Annotated in this window: 16 protein-coding genes and 2 pseudogenes; 9 read left to right on the forward strand and 9 right to left on the reverse strand. The window is 49.6% G+C overall.

The features are described 5' to 3' along the window. Positions 1-22: 22 nt before the first annotated feature. Positions 23-1,558: a murein biosynthesis integral membrane protein MurJ gene (murJ, locus tag PT300_11165; protein MDF7681112.1), complete on the reverse strand. Its 1,536-nt coding sequence runs from the start codon at positions 1,556-1,558 to the stop codon at positions 23-25. A 122-nt stretch (positions 1,559-1,680) separates the two neighbouring features. Next, positions 1,681-2,265 (reverse strand): ribosomal protein S5-alanine N-acetyltransferase, encoded by a 585-nt coding sequence (rimJ, locus tag PT300_11170; protein MDF7681113.1) that lies wholly within the window; start codon positions 2,263-2,265, stop codon positions 1,681-1,683. Between the two features lie 568 nt (positions 2,266-2,833). Between rimJ and mdtH the strand changes: the two genes are divergently transcribed. The 7 genes from mdtH to PT300_11205 all read left to right on the forward strand — a co-directional run bounded on the left by mdtH (position 2,834) and on the right by PT300_11205 (position 9,853). After that, positions 2,834-4,042, forward strand: a complete 1,209-nt coding sequence (gene mdtH / locus PT300_11175) for a multidrug efflux MFS transporter MdtH (GenBank protein ID MDF7681114.1) — start codon at positions 2,834-2,836, stop codon at positions 4,040-4,042. Between the two features lie 114 nt (positions 4,043-4,156). After that, positions 4,157-4,720 (forward strand): lipoprotein, encoded by a 564-nt coding sequence (locus PT300_11180; GenBank protein MDF7681115.1) that lies wholly within the window; start codon positions 4,157-4,159, stop codon positions 4,718-4,720. Positions 4,721-4,787: 67 nt separating this feature from the next. Further along, on the forward strand, positions 4,788-5,843 hold the full coding sequence (gene pyrC / locus PT300_11185) for a dihydroorotase (protein ID MDF7681116.1): 1,056 nt from the start codon (positions 4,788-4,790) through the stop codon (positions 5,841-5,843). A gap of 109 nt (positions 5,844-5,952) precedes the next feature. After that, positions 5,953-7,071 (forward strand): N-methyl-L-tryptophan oxidase, encoded by a 1,119-nt coding sequence (gene solA, locus PT300_11190; GenBank protein ID MDF7681117.1) that lies wholly within the window; start codon positions 5,953-5,955, stop codon positions 7,069-7,071. Positions 7,072-7,274: 203 nt separating this feature from the next. After that, positions 7,275-8,195 (forward strand): LpxL/LpxP family Kdo(2)-lipid IV(A) lauroyl/palmitoleoyl acyltransferasee, encoded by a 921-nt coding sequence (locus tag PT300_11195; GenBank protein MDF7681118.1) that lies wholly within the window; start codon positions 7,275-7,277, stop codon positions 8,193-8,195. Between the two features lie 122 nt (positions 8,196-8,317). Further along, complete coding sequence (gene mdtG, locus PT300_11200) at positions 8,318-9,523, forward strand: multidrug efflux MFS transporter MdtG (protein ID MDF7681119.1); 1,206 nt, start codon at positions 8,318-8,320, stop codon at positions 9,521-9,523. A 3-nt stretch (positions 9,524-9,526) separates the two neighbouring features. Beyond that, entirely contained in the window at positions 9,527-9,853 is a 327-nt protein-coding gene (locus tag PT300_11205; protein ID MDF7681120.1) for a DUF1493 family protein, read from the forward strand. Positions 9,854-10,002: 149 nt separating this feature from the next. Here the strand turns inward: PT300_11205 and PT300_11210 are convergent, their stop codons facing one another. From PT300_11210 to PT300_11225, 4 genes and pseudogenes are all read right to left on the reverse strand, one after another. After that, a complete protein-coding gene (locus PT300_11210) occupies positions 10,003-10,398 on the reverse strand; it encodes a hypothetical protein (GenBank protein MDF7681121.1) in 396 nt (131 codons plus the stop codon). A gap of 2 nt (positions 10,399-10,400) precedes the next feature. Beyond that, on the reverse strand, positions 10,401-11,564 hold the full coding sequence (locus PT300_11215; protein ID MDF7681122.1) for a hypothetical protein: 1,164 nt from the start codon (positions 11,562-11,564) through the stop codon (positions 10,401-10,403). Between the two features lie 3 nt (positions 11,565-11,567). Beyond that, positions 11,568-12,092 carry a PAAR domain-containing protein gene (locus tag PT300_11220; GenBank protein ID MDF7681123.1) on the reverse strand — a complete coding sequence of 175 codons (525 nt, stop codon included), beginning with the start codon at positions 12,090-12,092 and terminating at the stop codon, positions 11,568-11,570. Positions 12,093-12,155: 63 nt separating this feature from the next. Then, positions 12,156-12,371 (reverse strand): annotated as a pseudogene (locus PT300_11225) (resolvase). A 45-nt stretch (positions 12,372-12,416) separates the two neighbouring features. Between PT300_11225 and PT300_11230 the strand changes: the two are divergent. Then, a pseudogene (locus PT300_11230) lies at positions 12,417-12,905 on the forward strand (Tn3 family transposase). 107 nt (positions 12,906-13,012) lie between these two features. On the opposite strand, the gene mdoH reads toward PT300_11230, so the two are convergent. Then, positions 13,013-15,547 (reverse strand): glucans biosynthesis glucosyltransferase MdoH, encoded by a 2,535-nt coding sequence (mdoH, locus tag PT300_11235; protein MDF7681124.1) that lies wholly within the window; start codon positions 15,545-15,547, stop codon positions 13,013-13,015. Beyond that, positions 15,540-17,093: a glucans biosynthesis protein MdoG gene (mdoG, locus tag PT300_11240; protein ID MDF7681125.1), complete on the reverse strand. Its 1,554-nt coding sequence runs from the start codon at positions 17,091-17,093 to the stop codon at positions 15,540-15,542. Before mdoG ends, mdoH begins: the two co-directional genes overlap by 8 nt. 257 nt (positions 17,094-17,350) lie before the next feature. Here mdoG and mdoC point away from each other — a divergent pair, with 257 nt between their 5' ends. Then, positions 17,351-18,544, forward strand: a complete 1,194-nt coding sequence (gene mdoC, locus PT300_11245; GenBank protein ID MDF7681126.1) for a glucans biosynthesis protein MdoC — start codon at positions 17,351-17,353, stop codon at positions 18,542-18,544. Positions 18,545-18,589: 45 nt separating this feature from the next. On the opposite strand, the gene PT300_11250 is transcribed toward mdoC, so the two are convergent. Beyond that, a complete protein-coding gene (locus PT300_11250) occupies positions 18,590-19,150 on the reverse strand; it encodes a molecular chaperone (GenBank protein ID MDF7681127.1) in 561 nt (186 codons plus the stop codon). Between the last annotated feature and the right edge of the window lie 129 nt (positions 19,151-19,279).

The following is a 19,279-nucleotide window of genomic DNA, read 5'->3' on the forward strand; positions in this document are numbered from 1 at the left end:
ATATCATCTGAGCACGTACTCTTTAAACGATGCGACGAGAGAACTCTCTCAGCCGGAATCCCAGCAGCAGCAACGTGACGAAATAAGCCACGATCCCCGCCACCACGACAACCATTAACCGCAACAGGCGTAATGGCATGGCACCCTGTGACCATTCAGGCATGAGATACATCATCCCCAGCAGTACCGATGACATCACGGCGACAGCTATCAGCAGGCGCAGGATGAACACTAACCAGCCCGGCTGTGGCGTGAAGATCTTCTGCTTACGTAACTGCCAGTACAATAAGCTGGCATTCAGGCAGGCCGCCAGACCAATAGAGAGTGACAGACCGGCATGTTTCAATGGGCCAATAAAGATAAGATTCATCACCTGGGTCATTATCAGCGTGACGATCGCAATCTTCACCGGTGTTTTGATGTCCTGACGTGAATAGAAACCAGGAGCCAATACTTTTACCACAATCAACCCCATCAGGCCGATGGCGTAAGCGACCAGCGCACGTTGGGTCATCGCGGCATCAAAGGCATTGAATTTACCGTACTGAAATAACACCACAATCAGCGGTTTTGCCAGAATACCCAATGCCACCGCGCTCGGTAGCGCCAGCAGAAAACAGAGGCGTAGTCCCCAGTCCATTAACCGACAGTACTGATCGTGGTTACCACTGGCGAAACTTTTCGACAGTGATGGCAACAAAATAGTGCCCAGAGCCACCCCAAGAACCCCTGACGGAAACTCCATCAGCCGATCGGCGTAATACATCCATGAGACGGAACCGGAGACCAGAAATGAGGCAAAAATGGTATTGATAATCAAAGAAATCTGACTGACAGAGACCCCCAGGATGGCGGGCCCCATCTGCCTGACGACCCGTATCGCTCCCGCATCTTTCAGGTTGATACGTGGCAGAACCAGCATCCCCGTTTTTTTCAGATATGGCAGTTGATAAGCCAGTTGCAATACCCCCCCAGCCACCACCGCCCATGCCAGTGCCAGCACTGGCGGATGAAAATAGGGTGCAGCGAATAGCGCGAAGCTAATCATGCTGACATTCAGTAGCGTGGGTACAAAGGCGGGGACGGAAAAACGATTCCAGGTATTGAGGATCGCCCCGGCCAGCGATGCCAGTGAGATCAGCAAAATATAAGGAAAGGTAATGCGTAATAATTGGGTGGTCAGGGTAAATTTATCCGCGTTATCAGCAAACCCTGGCGCGGTCACCATGATAATCCACGGCGCGGCCAGTATCCCCACCAGGGTGACCAGCGCCAGAACCAGTGTTAACAGACCCGCAACATAGGCCACAAATACCCGTGTGGCTTCTTCGCCCTGTTTGCTTTTGTATTCCGCCAGGATCGGCACAAAAGCCTGAGAAAACGCCCCTTCGGCAAAAATACGCCGTAATAAATTGGGCAATTTAAAGGCCACAAAGAAGGCGTCAGTTGCCATGCCAGCACCAAAAATGCGCGCCACGATAGCGTCACGCGCAAATCCTAAAACCCGGGAGATCATCGTCATCGAACTGACTGCCGCCAGCGATTTTAATAAATTCATTGATCCACAATCCTGAAATAAAACGTCCGTCATCCGGGCGCTGAAAAATGGCGATAGTTTACCAGGTTTACGATCAATTACGACTTCCGCATGCGTTCTTTCCTGAGATATCTGCCCACTTTTTAGCGCCCCGCACGCCAGTTGCGCGTGGTTAATGCCATCAGAATATGATCACGCCACTGCCCATCGATCATCAGATAGTTTTTCGCATACCCTTCTTTTTCAAAACCAAGACGTGCCAGTAAATCACCACTGCGCTGATTGTGCGGCATATAATTGGCCATAATTCGATGGATATGCTGTGTGCGTTGCATATAGCGGATCGCCGATGTCAGCGCTTCAAACATCAGTCCCTGGCCCTGCCATTTCTGAGCGAGAGAATAGCCAAGGTAGCAGGAGTAAAACGCCCCGCGCATGATGCTGGAAAAATTGGCCACACCAAGCAGCTCGTGTTCCTGTTGATCAAACAAAGCAAAATAAAATGCTGAACCCTGCTGATGATATCCGCTAATCATCGATAAACGTGCCTGCCAGCCAGCGAAGTCATAGTGGCTTTCATCACGCACCGGCTCCCAGGGCTTTAAGAACGCTCTGTTTTCAGTGTAATAATCTGCCAGTTGCCAGGCGTCACGCTCACAGACCAGTCGCACCAGCAAGCGATCGGTTGTCAGTCGTACCTGTGGTAAGTTATGACGATAGCTAAATATCACTTTATCCTGATCTCCGGACAGACGATTTCTGGGTATTGGTATTATATCTGCCACATGGCATGTTGTGAAAACACGCCTTTTTTCTGAACAAATATTCACCATCGATAAAGAATTAGCAGACTGTCAGGCAAGCGTTGATAACCATCTGTCTATAAGCACTGTTGCTGACTTTAGTCTTGTCAGATTTCTTGCTATCCTGTGTCGCGACGTTCATTTTACTTTCTGATCAGTCAGTTGGCGGCAATAAGATCCCAGCCCAATGCTCAATAACAGAAGTGATGAATAAGAGCCTGGCCCATCAGGCGTTATTGACACAGCCAGTCTGGACACGGACAGCGCGGAGAAACCGCAACGTACAGGTCGTACGTGAGGATTTCGCGCACTGTCCAGGGACAAAATGGCAAGTAAAATAGCCTAATGGGCCAGGCGCTAAAGCAGGTTATCCCGCGATTAACCCGTATTAAGAATGGCCCCCGGCTACTGTTTATCCAGACGCTGATTCATCGTCATTTAACCAGAATCCTGGCAGTGACGATGCCAGCATGCTTTTTTCCCTGGAGGGGAAATGTCTCACGTTGCACAAGCAAGGAACCTCGGTAAGTATTTTCTGTTAGTCGATAATATGCTGGTTGTTCTCGGTTTCTTTGTCGTTTTTCCACTTATTTCTATTCGTTTTGTCGATCAACTGGGCTGGGCGGCTCTGCTGGTGGGACTCGCCCTCGGCTTGCGTCAACTGGTGCAACAGGGATTAGGTATTTTTGGCGGTGCTATCGCCGATCGTCTGGGAGCTAAACCGATGATTGTCATCGGAATGCTGATGCGTGCAGGCGGATTTGGGTTGATGGCTGTCGCCCATGAACCCTGGATATTGTGGCTCTCCTGCATTTTATCCGGGCTTGGCGGCACGCTGTTCGATCCACCACGTGGCGCCCTGGTTGTCAAACTGGTGCGCCCGCATTTGCGTGGCCGTTTTTTTTCTCTGCTGATGATGCAGGACAGCGCTGGCGCGGTCATTGGCGCATTACTGGGGAGCTGGCTGCTGCAATATGACTTCCGCTTTGTTTGTATCGCCGGTGCGGTTCTGTTCCTCATTTGTGCGGCATTTAATGCCCGCTATCTGCCCGCGTGGAAACTGTCAACGGTGAAAACACCTGTCCGTGAAGGCCTGGGACGGGTGATGCGTGATAAACGCTTTGTTATCTATGTACTGAGCCTGACCGGCTATTATATGCTGGGTGTTCAGGTGATGCTGATGCTGCCGATTATGGTCAATGACATCGCAGGCTCGGTCACGGCAGTCAAATGGATGTATGCCATTGAGGCCGTTCTCTCACTCACGCTGCTGTATCCTATCGCCCTCTGGAGCGAACGACATTTTAGCCTCGAATCGCGCCTGATAACCGGGCTGTTAATCATGACATCCGCCATGTTTCCGATCGGGTTAACCCATCATTTACCTCCGTTATTCGCGCTCATCTGTCTCTTTTATTTTGGTTCGATCATCGCGGAACCCGCGAGGGAAACACTGGGGGCTTCACTGGCTGATCCACAGGCGCGTGGCAGTTATATCGGATTTAGCCGTCTGGGGCTGGCCTTTGGTGGCGCGATTGGCTATACCGGTGGTGGCTGGATCCTCGATGCGGGGAAAGCGCTCAACCAGCCCGAGTTACCGTGGTTGATCTTAGGAACTATCGGCCTGATGACGGCAGCCGCTTTATGGTGGCAATTTCACCAGCGCTCATTTCCTTCAGGCATTATAAAACCACATAGCTGATTTAAATCAAAATGATACTATTTTTTCAGCTTTCTCTTTTGCCAGCGCTGATCACTGGCAGAGGACATCGATTTATGTCAGGATAGCGCCCTGGCATACTCATCAGGTATCCGAATGAAAAAGATCCTTATCGCAGTCATACTGATTATCAATACGCTGTTAATCGGTTGTGATACTGCCATCCACTATGCTGTCAGTGAGCAGGCGATTAACGATGCGTTGCAAAAACGTCATCATTTCACAAAAGATATTCAGTTGCCCGGTCTCGCTGACGCCCATTTTGAACTCCATGATCTGACCAGTGCCATTGGCCGGGAAGCACCGGATAAAATCATTCTCAACGGTACCGCCAGCCTTGATCTGAAATCATTACTCGGGCGTCAGAGCACCACCCTCAACCTGAAGCTTCAGGCATTACCGGTTTTTGATAAAACCCGCGGTGCTATCTTTCTGCGGGATATGGAACTGATCGATATGACCCTTTCTTCGCGCAAACTGCATTCGGTGGGGCAAACACTGCTTCCCTATCTGAATCAATCGCTACGGAGCTATTTTAATCAGCATCCCGCCTATGTGTTGCGCGAAGATGCCAGTACCGGTGAAGCGCTGGCGAAAAAACTGGTCAAAAATATCGAAGTTAAACCTGGCGAGATTATTATTTCACTTCTTAATGAATAGCCAGGCGGTCAGCAAGGGCCGCCTGGCTATTCAGCAACCCATTGACATTGATGAGCAGGAATATCCTATGACCCCCTCCCCCGGCCTATTAACTCTCCGTCGCCCTGATGACTGGCATGTTCACCTGCGCGATGACGAAATCCTGAAAGCCGTCGTCCCCTGTACCAGTGAATGCTATGGCCGGGCGATGGTGATGCCAAATCTGCTGTCACCGATTACCACCATTGATGCAGCCATTCGCTATCGCCAGCGTATTGTTGACGCGGTGCCTGCCGGGCATGATTTTACCCCGCTGATGACCTGCTATCTGACCGATACCCTTGATGCTGACGAACTGAAACGTGGCTTTCTTGCGGGCGTTTTTACCGCCGCAAAACTCTATCCGGCTAACGCAACAACCCACTCCCGCCACGGGGTGACAAGTATTGATACCATTATGCCCCTGCTGTCCGGCATGGAACAATGGGGAATGCCACTGCTGATCCACGGCGAAGTGACCGATGCCGACGTGGATATTTTCGATCGTGAAGCGCGTTTTATTGACACCGTCCTTGACCCATTGCGCCAGCGTTTACCCGGTCTGAAAATTGTGCTGGAGCACATTACCACGCGGGAAGCCGCCGAATATGTTCGCGCCAGTAATGAATTGCTGGCAGCCACCATCACCCCTCAGCATTTGATGTTTAACCGTAACCATCTGCTGGCCGGGGGAGTTCGGCCACATTTTTACTGTCTGCCGATCCTGAAACGTCATGCTCATCAGCGTGCACTGCGTGAACTGGTGGCCAGTGGTTTTACTCGCGTCTTCTCCGGAACAGATTCCGCCCCCCATCTCCGCCATCATAAAGAGAGCGCTTGTGGATGTGCCGGGTGTTTTAACGCCCCCAGCGCACTGGGATGTTATGCCACGGTATTTGAACAGATGAATGCCCTGCAACACCTTGAAGCGTTCTGTTCCTGTAATGGGCCACGTTTCTATGGATTACCGCTAAATGAGAGCTATATCGAACTGGTACGCGAAACGTATCGCGTACCAGACTGCATCGTCCTGGCGGACGATACGCTGATCCCTTTTCTTGCTGGTGAAACCCTTCCCTGGACGGTAAAAAAACGGGTCTCCTGATGCTCGTCTACGGGCGCAGGCTGTTTGTTGATCAAGCGCACCAAACAATCGTAACCTACTCACCAGTACGATTGACTGATAAACCAGACTGATACAACCAGGACAGATTATGCACTACGATCTCATCATCATTGGCAGTGGCTCCATCGGTGCCGCTACGGGTTATTACGCACGCCAGGCCGGACTTAATGTGCTGATGACTGACGCTCATCAGCCACCCCATCAACAGGGCAGCCATCATGGCACTACTCGCCTGATGCGCCATGCTTATGGTGAGGGGGCAAAATATGTCCCGTTGGCCCTGCGTGCACAGGCATTGTGGGATCAACTCACCGCCGCCAGCGGAGAAGCGCTCTTTGAGCGTACCGGGGTGATTAACCTCGGGCCAGCAGACTCCGCCTTTCTGGCTAATGCCACGCGCAGTGCCCGTCAGTTTGAGCTTACTGTTGAAGAACTGAGCGCTTCAGCGATAATGACTCGCTGGCCACAAATTCAGCTGCCCGATGATTACCGTGGCTTATTCGAACCTGACGCCGGGGTATTGTATAGCGAAAAGGCAATCGCCAGCTGGATACGTCTCGCCCGTGAGGCAGGCTGCGCTCAGCTGTTTAACTGCCCGGTGACCGCCATTCATCACCACCCAAATGGGGTGACGATTGACACCGCAGATGGCAGCTTTGAGGGTAAAAAACTAGTGATCAGTGCCGGAACCTGGATTACCCGCTTACTTCCGTGGCTGCCGGTTCAGCCGGTGCGGAAAATCTTTGCCTGGTTCCAGGCGGATGGTCGTTATAGCAGTAAAAATCACTTTCCCGCCTTTACCGGAGAGCTGCCCGATGGTGATCAATTCTACGGTTTCCCGGCGCAGGACAATGAGCTGAAAATTGGCAAACATAACGGCGGTCAGCCGATCTCAACCCCCGAAGAGCGTACCGCTTTCGGCACGGTAGCCACAGACGGTTCCGAATCCTTCCGTTTTCTGCGCAATGTATTACCCGGCATTGGTGGCTGTCTGCACGGCTCATCCTGTACCTACGATAATACGGCCGATGGGGACTTTATTATTGATACGCTTCCCGAATTTCCGCAGACATTGTTAATCAGTGGATTAAGCGGTCATGGGTTTAAATTTGCGCCCGTACTCGGTGAAATCGCCACGCAATTTGCTCTCGGAGAGCAGCCCGCATTCGATCTGACCCCGTTCTCGCTAACACGGTTTCAGCAATAGCGATATCACAAAAACGCGGCGCTGTTTCACGCTAATCACCTGCGACAGCATGCCGCTTTTTGGCGACCAGAAAAAAAAATGCGATAATAAAGAAATACCTCCCGATGGCTGGCAAAACGTGCCATCGGGGTGACAAACCTCACCAGTCATCAAAAAAACGGATGGATAACGGAGATTCGTTATTGAATGAAACAGATATTAAGATGAGCCAGCTACCGAAATTTTCTGCCGCTTTATTACACCCGCGTTACTGGCCACTCTGGTCAGGTATTGGTCTGCTGTGGCTGGTTGTACAGCTTCCCTATCCCTTGATATACCGCCTTGGCAAAACCCTTGGCCGTCTGGCGATGTATTTTATGAAACGACGGGCGCAAATTGCTTACCGCAATCTGGCACTCTGTTTCCCTGATAAAAGTGCGCAACAGCGCCACCAGCTGGTTGTCGACAACTTTGAGTCGGTCGGTATGGGATTAATGGAAACCGGGATGGCCTGGTTCTGGTCAGACCGGCGTATTATGCGCTGGTCGGAAACGATCGGTATTGAGCATGTCAAAGCGATACAGGCGCAGCAGCGTGGCATCGTCGTTATCGGTATTCACTTCCTGACACTGGAGCTGGGCGCGCGCATATTTGGCGTCAGCACACCGGGTATTGGTGTCTACCGGCCAAACGATAACCCGCTGATTGACTGGCTACAGACCTGGGGGCGTCTGCGTTCCAATAAAGATATGCTGGATCGTAAGGATCTGAAGGGCATGGTGCGAGCGCTGAAAAAAGGAGAACTGCTGTGGTATGCCCCGGATCATGACTATGGCCCCACCTCCAGTGTATTTGTGCCCTTTTTCGCTGTCGATCAGGCCGCAACCACTTCAGGTAGCTGGATGCTGGCCAGAATGTCGAACGCCTGCTTTGTGCCTTTCGTACCACGCAGAAAGCCCGATGGCAAAGGGTATGAACTCATCATTCTGCCCGCGGAGTGTCAGCCACCGCTGGAGGATGCCGAAACCACCGCGGCCTGGATGAACAAAATCGTCGAGCAATGTATTCTGATGGCACCAGAACAATATATGTGGCTCCACCGCCGTTTTAAAACACGCCCTGCGGGTGTACCTTCCCGTTATTAAGTCAGGGCTGGAATACTTTTCCCGGACTGAGATTAACGCGACCTTTTGATTGCGGGGAGCTTCTCCCTGGCACATAATTAACAGGCGCATTTTTTATCAGTCGGCCAGGATACCCGGATTTTATGTCACCTGCAAATAGTGCTATCAACTGGAAACGCAACCTCGCTGTCGCATGGCTGGGTTGTTTCTTGACGGGATCTGCATTTAGCCTGGTCATGCCTTTTCTTCCGCTCTATGTCGAACAACTCGGGATAACCGATCATCGTGCGCTGAATATCTGGTCAGGATGCGTTTTCAGTATCACCTTTCTGTTTTCCGCTATTGCCTCCCCTTTCTGGGGGAGTCTGGCTGACCGTAAAGGGCGTAAGATTATGCTGTTACGTTCCGCGCTCGGCATGGCGCTGGTGATGCTGTTAACCGGCATGGCGCAAAATATCTGGCAATTTCTGATCCTGCGCGCACTGCTGGGACTATTAGGTGGCTTTGTGCCGAATGCCAATGCGCTGATTGCGACCCAAATCCCGCGCCAGAAAAGTGGCTGGGCGCTGGGAACGTTATCAACCGGGGTGGTGAGCGGAACACTGCTAGGCCCTCTGGCTGGCGGGTTTCTCGCCGATCACTGGGGCTTACGCCTCGTTTTCTTTCTCACCGCATCCGTATTGCTGGTCTGTTTTTTTCTGACCCTCTTTTTTATCCGCGAACAATTCGTCCCGGTCACTAAAAAAGAGATGCGCAGTGCCAGAGAGGTTTTTTCTTCACTGAAAAACCCCCGCCTGGTGTTTAGCTTATTCATCACCACCATGATTATTCAGGTTGCGACCGGATCGATTGCGCCAATTCTGACGTTATATGTCAGGGAACTGGTAAACCATACCGGCGATATTGCCTTTATTTGTGGCGTTATCGCTTCTGTACCGGGTATTGCCGCGCTGATCAGTACGCCACGTCTTGGTAAGCTGGGGGATCGCATCGGGCCGGAAAAAGTCCTGATCACCACGCTGATTATTTCAGTGCTGCTTTTAATTCCCATGTCGCTGGTCAACACTCCCTTACAACTTGCGGTTTTGCGTTTTCTGCTCGGCGCTGCCGACGGTGCCCTGATCCCCGCGGTTCAGACACTGCTGGTATATAACTCAACCAATCAGGTTGCTGGCCGTATTTTCAGCTATAACCAATCATTTCGTGATATCGGCAACGTCACCGGGCCATTGATAGGCTCCGCAGTTTCTGCAACTTACGGATTTCGCGCAGTCTTTCTGGTCACGGCTGGCGTAGTATTCTTCAATGCTATCTATTCTGCCCGCCATTTGTGGCGTCGAAGACAATAAAATATGGTAAAAGATGATGATGTCCTGAAGTTCTTTCAGAAAGAACTGCCTTTAGTGACCTCTTTACTCTTAAAGAAAATTCCGCTCACGCCAGACACGATCCTGCAGGAATATGCTGAGGTTGAAGATCTTGCCCATGCGATAAATAAATATGCTGAAGCATTTAATATTGATATCTCGCCATTAAATATTGAAAATTATTTACCGTGGTCAATTCCATGGTTTTTCCGAAAGTGGTTTATCCGCACACCCGTCCGGCAGAATAAAAAACCATTAACCATTCGAATGTTCGCCGATGCGGCAAAGGCTGGGCGCTGGCTTTATCGTTGACTGTCATATTTACTTGTAAGGGTCAGTTTGGATATCGAAAATTATTGCACATTAAGGTCGTTTTTTTACCACTGAGATGTGAGAAAACCGCTCTCTGAGCGGGTTCTCGTATCTTGATGATCAATGCTGAGAACACCTCTCAAGCGATCTCAGGAAGATCCTTCTGGACCCTTAATCGTAATAGTGTAGGTTTTATCAAAGTGCCCTCCCGTCGCTACATTAGTACCAAACAATCCGCCAGATACTCGTACGTTAACAACTGCGGGTTTAATCGGTATACCCTGAACCCTGACGCAATTATGGGCTGGGGAATCATTACAATATTTTAAAATTAATCCTGTATCAGGTGGGCTTATTTCACCAACAAATTTTTCTTTTCCGTTAGAATCCAAAGAAAATACTGCACCACCGTTTATATTTATTTCACTGGAATATGGCATTCCGACTATGGCATTGTTAAGAACATTACCGTCAGGAGTGACATCAGCATGTAAAGTACACGCTGATAATGCAAATGAAACAAAAACAACAGAAAATATCTTCATGGCTATTTTAATGGTTTGAAAACCACCCCCCCGAAGAATCTTTTGATAAAAAACGGTAAATCTTTTTTCTTTTTTACCCAGTTGACTGACTTCCCCCAGGGGAATAATTTTAGATTAACATATCCATTATCATCCTGCGTTACACAACTATCCCATACAACCCAGTGTGTAGGTAATGTTGTGTTATTCGAGCTACCTTCAAGAAGTCCATCATTTATTAATGTGACGACTGTATAGCCTTGATCTATATATTTATTGAAATCCCTAATTCCCTGGGCACCTGCCTGAGTAATTCCCGCGTTACTGAATACCTTTTCATAGCCTGCTTTTTCAAACCATTCAGTTAGTGTTCGCCACATAGTGATACCGGCGACAGGGGAATCAAGTGTATCAAAACTAAAGATTGCATTCTCCGAATCTCTGAGTCCTGCCAGAGTCATCCAGTCAAGACCCGATATATCATCATAGAAATAACCCACAGGATGTCTACATCCCTCTCCGGGGGCTATCTTAAGCTCACCGATTTTAGTTTTCCCGTACCGCCACAGCTCCCTTGCTGCCTGAGCATACACATCAGGACGATCTTTTTGAAGGCAATAAAAAAACGCAGCAGGACCGCATACACTGGCACTGGCCTGATATGGATAAGACTGGTGATAAAATCTGTCATTTATATCAGACTCAATTTTATTTTTTTCAAACGGATCTTGTGGCGTTCCGATAGGATACTCTTTCGCAATAAATGGCCGCTCCGGAACAGTAATTCTAATGTGCTTTGTTTCTCCCCCCTGACTCTCCGGTTTCATTGTCCCTTTTGACTCAAAGTAACAGGGGTTCTCCCGCTTCACAGGAGACCAGGCTTTGCCTGACGCAAATTCTTCTAGTGTATACATTTTAGTGAACGGAACGGGCGTAACACAATGCGTATGCAACATGGTTTTTCGGTAAAGTTTCATTTCCATAATATAAATAGTCGAGAGTGACTCATTTATATTTCCGGTCATGTGACTTTGTGTTTCATAACTGCTCAGAAACGACTGTTGCTTCACATCAATCAGTGGATATTTATTCCTTTCTGAGTCCATGCGGTAAATACACAGATCATACCGGAGGGAATCCGCTGGAACATTTGATTTAATACGGGTACTGAGGTGGTAAACAGCCATAAGTTAATCCATTAATATATGCAGGTTAATATTTTCAGCAGATTCGGCATAATGCCATCCGGTAACCCCGTATTCATCGGTAATACCAGCTTCAGCACGTCCGTCCGGGAACATCAGAGTGTAGCGGCAACCAGCCATTAGCTGGCCATCGTCACCAGCGCACTGAAAGCGAATACAGTTCCGGGCGCTGGCATCCTGTGCCTGCTGCGCCGGGACAGGCGACTGACTGGTATTGCGGGAGGTCAGAGAGCCAGTACCTGTGCTGGTAGACTGTGTGGCTGAACCGTAAACATAGTGATCGGGGCAACGGCACAGCACTTTGTCACCTGTGGCAGCATATGCTTTGCCTTCTTCTGCCCAGTCCTGTGCAGAGGCAAGGATTTCAAAATAGCCATTACATTTGCTGCATGAGGCTTTATCGCCGGTTCGGGCTATCGCTTTATTCCCTTCAAACCAGGATGCCGTTACCGAAATAATTTCACCGTAACTTGTTTTGTCGCCAAGGCAGGCCAGTGCTCTTGCCATCATTAATCCCTCAATATATAAGCATATAAGCGGTTATACTCACCAGCATCATACAACAATCACAACTTAATCAAAATCACTCGCTTCTGATTGCCGGTACAGTGCCTGAATGCGGCATATCCGGGAGGGCCTGTACCCTGTCGCGTCTGCCGTTTCACGAATGCTTAGTTTCTTGACCTGGCGGTAGTACAGGACTTTCTGATGTCGCTCCTGATCGGCCTGTTTACCCCAGTATTTCCCCAGTGTATGTGACCGTTCAATTCCCTGCTTCTGGCGCTGGCGGCATTCTGAGGGCAGATGGACAGAATTAGCTCAGGCCGCTATGCAGGGCAGATTAACCCGAAATATGGGCAAGAGCCTGGACGTCAGTTTTATACCCATATTTCGGATCAATACAGCCCATTTTACACCTGCATAATAAGTCGGGTCAGGGATTCAACCCCTGTTCTCGATGGCTTGCTGTAAGGAGAAGCCCGTAACGCGCTGACGCGCGCGGTATTCCTGCACCATCTGGGTGAAATCAGGGATCGTAAACCGGAACATCAGAGCTACCGCGCCAGTGGACTGACGCTGCTGACGGCAGCTATCTCGCTGTGGAATACCGTATATATGGAAAGAGCGGTCGATGCCCTGAAGCGCAAAGGGATGAAGATCAACGAGCAACTGCTATCGTATTTGTCCTCGCCAGGCTGGGAACACATCAATCTTACAGGCGATTATATCTGGAAAAGCAATCGAATACCGGCTTCCGGTAAGTTTCGTCGGCTGCGGCCAGCTAAAGCAGGGAGGTTAAAAAACGACCTTAACGTACAATAATTTTCGATATCCAAACTGATCCCCTTGTACTTGTTTTCGCCGGGTATCCCGTATTGCTACCGTGGCAGAAGATATACGGGAGCATGCCTTCGCATACTCCCGTTTTATTATTTTGTTTTCAACACCAGTGCCTGTGGATTAAGCACTAATTGCTGATATGCCGTCACCCATGCCGCATATTGCTCAGGGGCCGCCCAGACCCGATAGTGCAACCGTGACATTGTGGCAGGGTCACTTAACAGCAGCAGACAATGTTCGCGATCCAGTTTTTCCGGTTTTTCGCTCAGTGCCTGTTCTATATGGCGTTCACGGGTTATTTCCAGCGCTTCACTCTGACCATGACGCGCAGTCGCCATCGCTGTCGCTAGCGCATTAAATGAGGGATTAAAGATGGCATGCATAAAGCCATTATCCAGCGCTCGCTGATGATTCACCACCAGATACTTATCGGTATCCTGCAAGACCGGTGGTGGCGAATACTCTTCCGGGATCAGAAAGAGTTTACAACGTAAAGCACGCAATCCCAGGGTTGCCCGACTGGAAATCACCGACACAAAGGGGGATAGAATCAGTGAGAACACAATTGGTGCCAGCCAGAATAAAAAGCGCAAATCCAGCCATGCCATACCTGTCGCCCATACCAGCCCCAGTAATAACTGAGAACCATGCCGTTTAAACGCTTCACGCCACGGTGTCGAATCATCATCACGTTGTGGGGAATTCCATACCACTTTCCAGCCCATGAAGGCACTGGCCACAAATACGGTATGAAACATCATCCGCACCGGTGCCAGCAACACCGAGAATAACACTTCGAGTAACAAAGAAAGCGTCACGCGGAAAAAGCCACCATAGGCTTTTGGACCTTTGCACCATACCAGAATGATGCTCAGTAATTTGGGCAAAAACAGCAGCACCATTGTCGATGCGAACAGTGCGATCGCCAGTTCCGGACGCCACTGTGGCCATACGGGGAATAACTGTCGCGGTTGTAAAAAGTATTGTGGTTCGGTCAATACGTGTACGATCTGTAATGCCGTCGATAACGCAAGGAACATAAACCACAGCGGTGCCGACAGGTAAGACATCACCCCGGTCAGAAATACCGCCCGATGTACCGGATGCATACCTTTTACCAGGAACAAGCGGAAGTTCATCAGGTTGCCATGACACCAGCGACGATCGCGTTTCAGTTCATCCAGCAAATTCGGCGGCAGTTCTTCATAGGAGCCAGGCAGATCATAGGCAATCCATACTCCCCATCCGGCACGCCGCATTAATGCCGCCTCGACGAAGTCATGAGACAGAATAGACCCGGCAAAAGAGCCCTCTCCCGGCAAAGGCGCCAGGGCGCAGTGCTCAATAAACGGTTTCACCCGGATAATCGCATTGTGTCCCCAGTAATGGGATTCGCCAAGCTGCCAGAAATGTAAACCAGCCGTGAATAACGGCCCGTAGACACGCGTCGCAAACTGCTGACAGCGCGCATAGAGCGTATCCATCCCCGCCGCGCGCGGTGAGGACTGGATAATTCCGGCATTCGGATTGGCCTCCATCAGACGCACTAACTGCGTCAGACATTCCCCGGTCATGACCGAATCGGCATCCAGCACAACCATATAACTATACTGGCTACCCCAGCGACGGCAGAAGTCATCAATATTACCGCTTTTCCGTTTTACCCGACGGCGGCGGCGGCGATAAAAAATCCGCCCTTCGCCCTGCACTTCAGCAATCAGTTCCATCCAGGCCTTCTGCTCAGAAACGCAGATATCGGGATCATAACTGTCACTGAGGATATAGACATCAAAATGCTGTTGCTGACCGGTGGCTTTTATCGACTCCCAGGTCGCACGCAGCCCGGCAAACACTCGATCAACATCTTCATTACAGATAGGCATGATCAGCGCAGTGCGATGCTCAGGATTCAGTGGCTCATTACCGACAACAGAAGAGGAGATACTGTATTTATCACGTCCGATCAGCAGTTGCAGAAATCCCATCAATGCCGTCCAGAACCCAGCTGAAATCCAGAAAAACAGGATGGCGAACAGCACCAGAATGCCGGATTGCAGCACATACGGCAGCAATTGCATAAAGGAGATCCACAGATCCTGACCGGCCATATCCAGCGGGTTAATCAACGCCCATCCCTGATAAGGCAGAACGGTTTTCATATACCAGGTGGCAACCACGGTTTGTGACAGCGTCAGCAACAACAGGATATAGCGCCGAATTGTCCCCACCGTGCGCCATTTTTGCTCAATCGCCCGCTCTTCTTTGGTCAGACGAGAAAGATAACGCGGCGTGACGTCACGTCCACGCAATCGATCCCAGAAGCGACCAAATGGGTTGGTTCGCCACGGATCAGGGGACATCGGAAAACGTTTCACTTTTGGTGTCGCGCGAAGCTGGGTACGATCTTCCGCATCTTCTGTTAACTGGTTGCCTGCCAGCGAGTCTGGCCAGCTATGTTCCAGCCGTGATCGGACAGAACCCAACGGTGAGTCATCATCACGCAGATAAACACGATGTTCAGCATCCAGCGCCTGATGCACGGCCTGCAGACTGGTATCAGGAAGCGCGGCCTTTTCAGCGTCTGACAGCGGCAGCGCTTTAATATACTTGATTGTATTATTCATTGGCAGGTAGCTGATAGCTCCATGTTTCACTCAATGTCTGATCAGCGTTGACCAGTGCCGCCCGCATTTCAGTGGTTTTCTTCGGATCTTTCACTTTGACACGCAGAATCATACGCCATCCTTTCACCGCAGGATTATAACGAACGACATTTTCAATAATATCGGCATTATCATTACTGCTGACCTGTGCCGTTATCGGGGTATCAGCAGGCAGTTTTTTCATTTCAGCGCCGGTGAAGTCGACAATAAAGGCTACCGTACCATCCGGCTGACGGGTCAGATTGGATTGTTTTACGTCACCGACAGCACGGCGGGTTTGTAAAACATAGGCGTTATCTGGCGCATGCAGTTTATCTTCATCACGACTGAAAACAATCGAGTACTGAAACTCCATCTCTTTTCCTGGTTCCGGTAATTGATCCGGTATCCAGTAAGTTACGATATTATCATTGGTTTCATCGTTGGTCGGAATTTCAACCAGTTCGATTTTCCCTTTACCCCAGTCACCTTTCGGTGTTATCCACGCCCCCGGACGCAGGTCATAACGATCATCAAGATCTTCAAAGCGGGAGAATTGTCGTCCGCGTTGCAGCAGGCCAAATCCTTTAGGATTTTCCATGGTATAGCTGCTGACCGCCAGACGTTTTGGATTATTCAGCGGACGCCAGATCCATTCATCATTACCGGCCAGTATCGCCAGGCCATCAGAGTCATGCAGCTCTGGTCGATAATTGAGTGTCGGTGAAGGTTGGTTGGAACCGAACAGGAACATACTGGTTAATGGCGCGATACTCAGTTTGCCGACTTTATCGCGTAAATACACTTTTGACTGAACATCAACCGTGGTATTACGACCCGGCATAACCACAAAACGGTATGCCCCTGTCGCACGAGGCGAATCCAGTAACGCATAAATAGTCAAACGCTTATCCAGCGGTTTGGGACGTTCAATCCAGTATTCACGAAAACGCGGGAACTCTTCCCCGGAAGGCAAGGCGGTATCAATGGCCAGCCCACGCGCAGATAAGCCATAAACCTGTCCCATGCCGATAACACGGAAGTAACTGGCACCCAGCATACTGACGATTTCGTCTCTTTTTTCTTTGTTATTGATCGGATACAGGATCTTGAATCCAGCAAAACCGAGGTTTTTTACCGTATTTTTATCAAACTTAACGTTGCCAAAATCAAAATAATCCGGGCTATATTTGATTTTTCGGACACTACTGGCCGTCACTTCGTTGATCGTGACAGGGGTATCGAAGTACATCCCCTGATGATAAAACTCAAGCCTGAACGGGATTTTTTGATTGTTCCAGTAGGCTTTATCGTGATTAAACTGAATTTGCTGGTATTCCGCATACTTCATATCACGAAAAACGGAGGGTAGGTTACTCTTCGGCGCTTCATAACTTTTTCCGGCTAACGTCCTGGCCTCTTTTGCAACATCATCAATACTGAACGCCCATGCCGATGGAGTGCACAGGGACAACATCACGACTGCGCTTAGCCAGCGCAGCTGGATCATCTGTGATTTTATTTTCATATAAGTAAGCACTTCCCCCCTTTATGTGCTTAAGTCGATCCGCGCTATTTTAATGGCAATCCAGGTAATCCGACAACATAAACCCTGCGTTATTAATGCTATCAATACTGACCAGCGCAAAGTAACACTTGTACATACATTTTGCGTATTTATCCTGGAGACAGGCCATTAGCATTAATGTAAATTGATTGACAAAGTAAATATTATTGCCTCTGTAATAAGGCAAGTTCATTAAATTTTAATGCCACTTCTATTGTATGAAAAATACGCCACCACAACGTGAATATTTCCTGGATAGCATCCGGGCATGGCTGATGCTGCTGGGTATCCCGTTTCACCTGTCACTGATCTATTCCACCCACCACTGGCATGTCAATAGTGCCGTGCCTTCGTGGGGTCTGACCCTGTTTAACGACTTCATCCATGCTTTTCGTATGCAGGTATTCTTTGTCATTTCGGGTTACTTTTCTTACATGCTGTTCCTGCGTTATCCGCTCAGGAAATGGTGGACTATCCGTATTGAACGTGTCGCCATTCCGATGCTGACCGCTATCCCACTGCTGACAGTACCACAGTTTATCATGCTGCAATATACCCGTGGTAAAGCGGCTCGCTGGCATACCCTTTCTGGCTATGATCACTTCAATATTCTGTCATGGGAATTAATTTCACATCTGTGGTTTTTACTGGTGCTGGTATTGCTGACATCATTGGCTGTCGTGTTATTCAGATGGCTAAACCACCGTCGCAGCAGAAATTTATCGCCACTTAGTGACACCGTCACGCTGAGTAAAATCAGTTTACTCTTTCTGCTACTGGGTGTGCTGTATGCCCTGTTTCGTCGGACGCTGTTCATCTTATATGCGCCCGTTCTCAGCAATGGGCTATTTCATTTCATGGTTATGCAGACACTGTTTTATCTGCCTTTCTTCCTGCTTGGTGCACAAATATTTATCAATCCGCGCCTTAAGAAACGGTTTACCACCCCATCACCGGGATGCTTCCTCGGCGCTGTACTGGGCTTTATTGCCTACCGTCTGAATCAACACTATGGTTCTGGCAGCGAATGGCTATACGAAATGGATGCGATTATCACCATGGTACTGGGCGTCTGGATGGTCAATGTGGTATTTTCGCTGGGTTATCGACTGCTTGATTTTCAGTCAATTCGCGTCACGTATTTTGTTAACGCATCGCTGTTTATTTATCTGGTGCATCATCCACTGACTCTGCTGTATGGCGTGTGGATCGCGCCGATGATTCAATCCAACGGCGCAGGTTTTATCGCTGGCCTGGTCTTCGTTATGGGTATCGCACTGATGTTGTATGAAGCGCATTTGCGGCTCCCGCTATTACGCTTTCTCTTTTCAGGAAAATATCCAGCCGCCGGAGTAAAATCTTCCTTACTACCTGCGGCTACTCCTTTCCCGGTACACGGCTCTTCCGACTGAGATCGCTCCTTTGCCAGGTGCCGCGACTTCTGCGGCACCGGTTAATTATGATTGCGTACTTTCCTGCAATTCATCCCACATTGCCGAAATCGCTTCGCGGGTTAAAGGAGCCATCGCGCGCCAGAACGGTGTCACCGCATGGGCTTCGACTTTTCCGAGGAATGTGGCATACCAGGGCATAATGTAGCGGGCAAACAGCGTTTCGAGAATGGCATTTTCATCTTCATTGATTGCGCGATGATCCTCCAGCCAGGAGGCAGCCAGCAACAATGCGCCAATATGATCGGCCTTACCTTCTTCACAAGGCACGCCATGCTGAGACAAAAAGTGGCGGACATCTGGCTCATTCAGCGCTTCACTCCAGCACCCACCTTGTGGAGAAACAGAGCATGCTTCCCCCACAAACAGGGCGTTATAGTCTGCGGTCAGTGCGGGTATTGCACAATTTTTTTGTAACCGTTTTAGCAGTTTATCCTGCTCCAGCGGCCAGCTTGCGGCGAGTTTGCCTTCACGGATCACATCAAATAGCGGTATTAACAGCGGGTCCTGTGGCGAACGATAGAACAATGAGCCAAGCACCCGGCAAAGCATGGAAAATTCATTCATTTTTTCTTTCCTGTGATTAAACTAAACGCCTGGCCCAGCAGGCATTATTGGCACAAGGACAGTGCGGAGAAACCGCAGCGTACAGGTTTTCGAGCACTACCCAGGGACAAAATGGCAAGTAAAATAGCC

This window comes from Enterobacteriaceae bacterium ESL0689, from assembly GCA_029433525.1.
Lineage (GTDB): Bacteria > Pseudomonadota > Gammaproteobacteria > Enterobacterales > Enterobacteriaceae > JAQTIF01.

Excerpts from the sequence above, each read along its gene's own strand:
- murJ (MDF7681112.1), bottom strand. The coding sequence starts at position 1,558 with ATGAATTTATTAAAATCGCTGGCGGCAGTCAGTTCGATGACGATGATC.
- mdtH (MDF7681114.1), top strand. The coding sequence starts at position 2,834 with ATGTCTCACGTTGCACAAGCAAGGAACCTCGGTAAGTATTTTCTGTTA.
- PT300_11180 (MDF7681115.1), top strand. The coding sequence starts at position 4,157 with ATGAAAAAGATCCTTATCGCAGTCATACTGATTATCAATACGCTGTTA.
- pyrC (MDF7681116.1), top strand. The coding sequence starts at position 4,788 with ATGACCCCCTCCCCCGGCCTATTAACTCTCCGTCGCCCTGATGACTGG.
- solA (MDF7681117.1), top strand. The coding sequence starts at position 5,953 with ATGCACTACGATCTCATCATCATTGGCAGTGGCTCCATCGGTGCCGCT.
- PT300_11195 (MDF7681118.1), top strand. The coding sequence starts at position 7,275 with ATGAGCCAGCTACCGAAATTTTCTGCCGCTTTATTACACCCGCGTTAC.
- mdtG (MDF7681119.1), top strand. The coding sequence starts at position 8,318 with ATGTCACCTGCAAATAGTGCTATCAACTGGAAACGCAACCTCGCTGTC.
- PT300_11205 (MDF7681120.1), top strand. The coding sequence starts at position 9,527 with ATGGTAAAAGATGATGATGTCCTGAAGTTCTTTCAGAAAGAACTGCCT.
- PT300_11210 (MDF7681121.1), bottom strand. The coding sequence starts at position 10,398 with ATGAAGATATTTTCTGTTGTTTTTGTTTCATTTGCATTATCAGCGTGT.
- PT300_11215 (MDF7681122.1), bottom strand. The coding sequence starts at position 11,564 with ATGGCTGTTTACCACCTCAGTACCCGTATTAAATCAAATGTTCCAGCG.
- PT300_11220 (MDF7681123.1), bottom strand. The coding sequence starts at position 12,092 with ATGATGGCAAGAGCACTGGCCTGCCTTGGCGACAAAACAAGTTACGGT.
- mdoH (MDF7681124.1), bottom strand. The coding sequence starts at position 15,547 with ATGAATAATACAATCAAGTATATTAAAGCGCTGCCGCTGTCAGACGCT.
- mdoG (MDF7681125.1), bottom strand. The coding sequence starts at position 17,093 with ATGAAAATAAAATCACAGATGATCCAGCTGCGCTGGCTAAGCGCAGTC.
- mdoC (MDF7681126.1), top strand. The coding sequence starts at position 17,351 with ATGAAAAATACGCCACCACAACGTGAATATTTCCTGGATAGCATCCGG.
- PT300_11250 (MDF7681127.1), bottom strand. The coding sequence starts at position 19,150 with ATGAATGAATTTTCCATGCTTTGCCGGGTGCTTGGCTCATTGTTCTAT.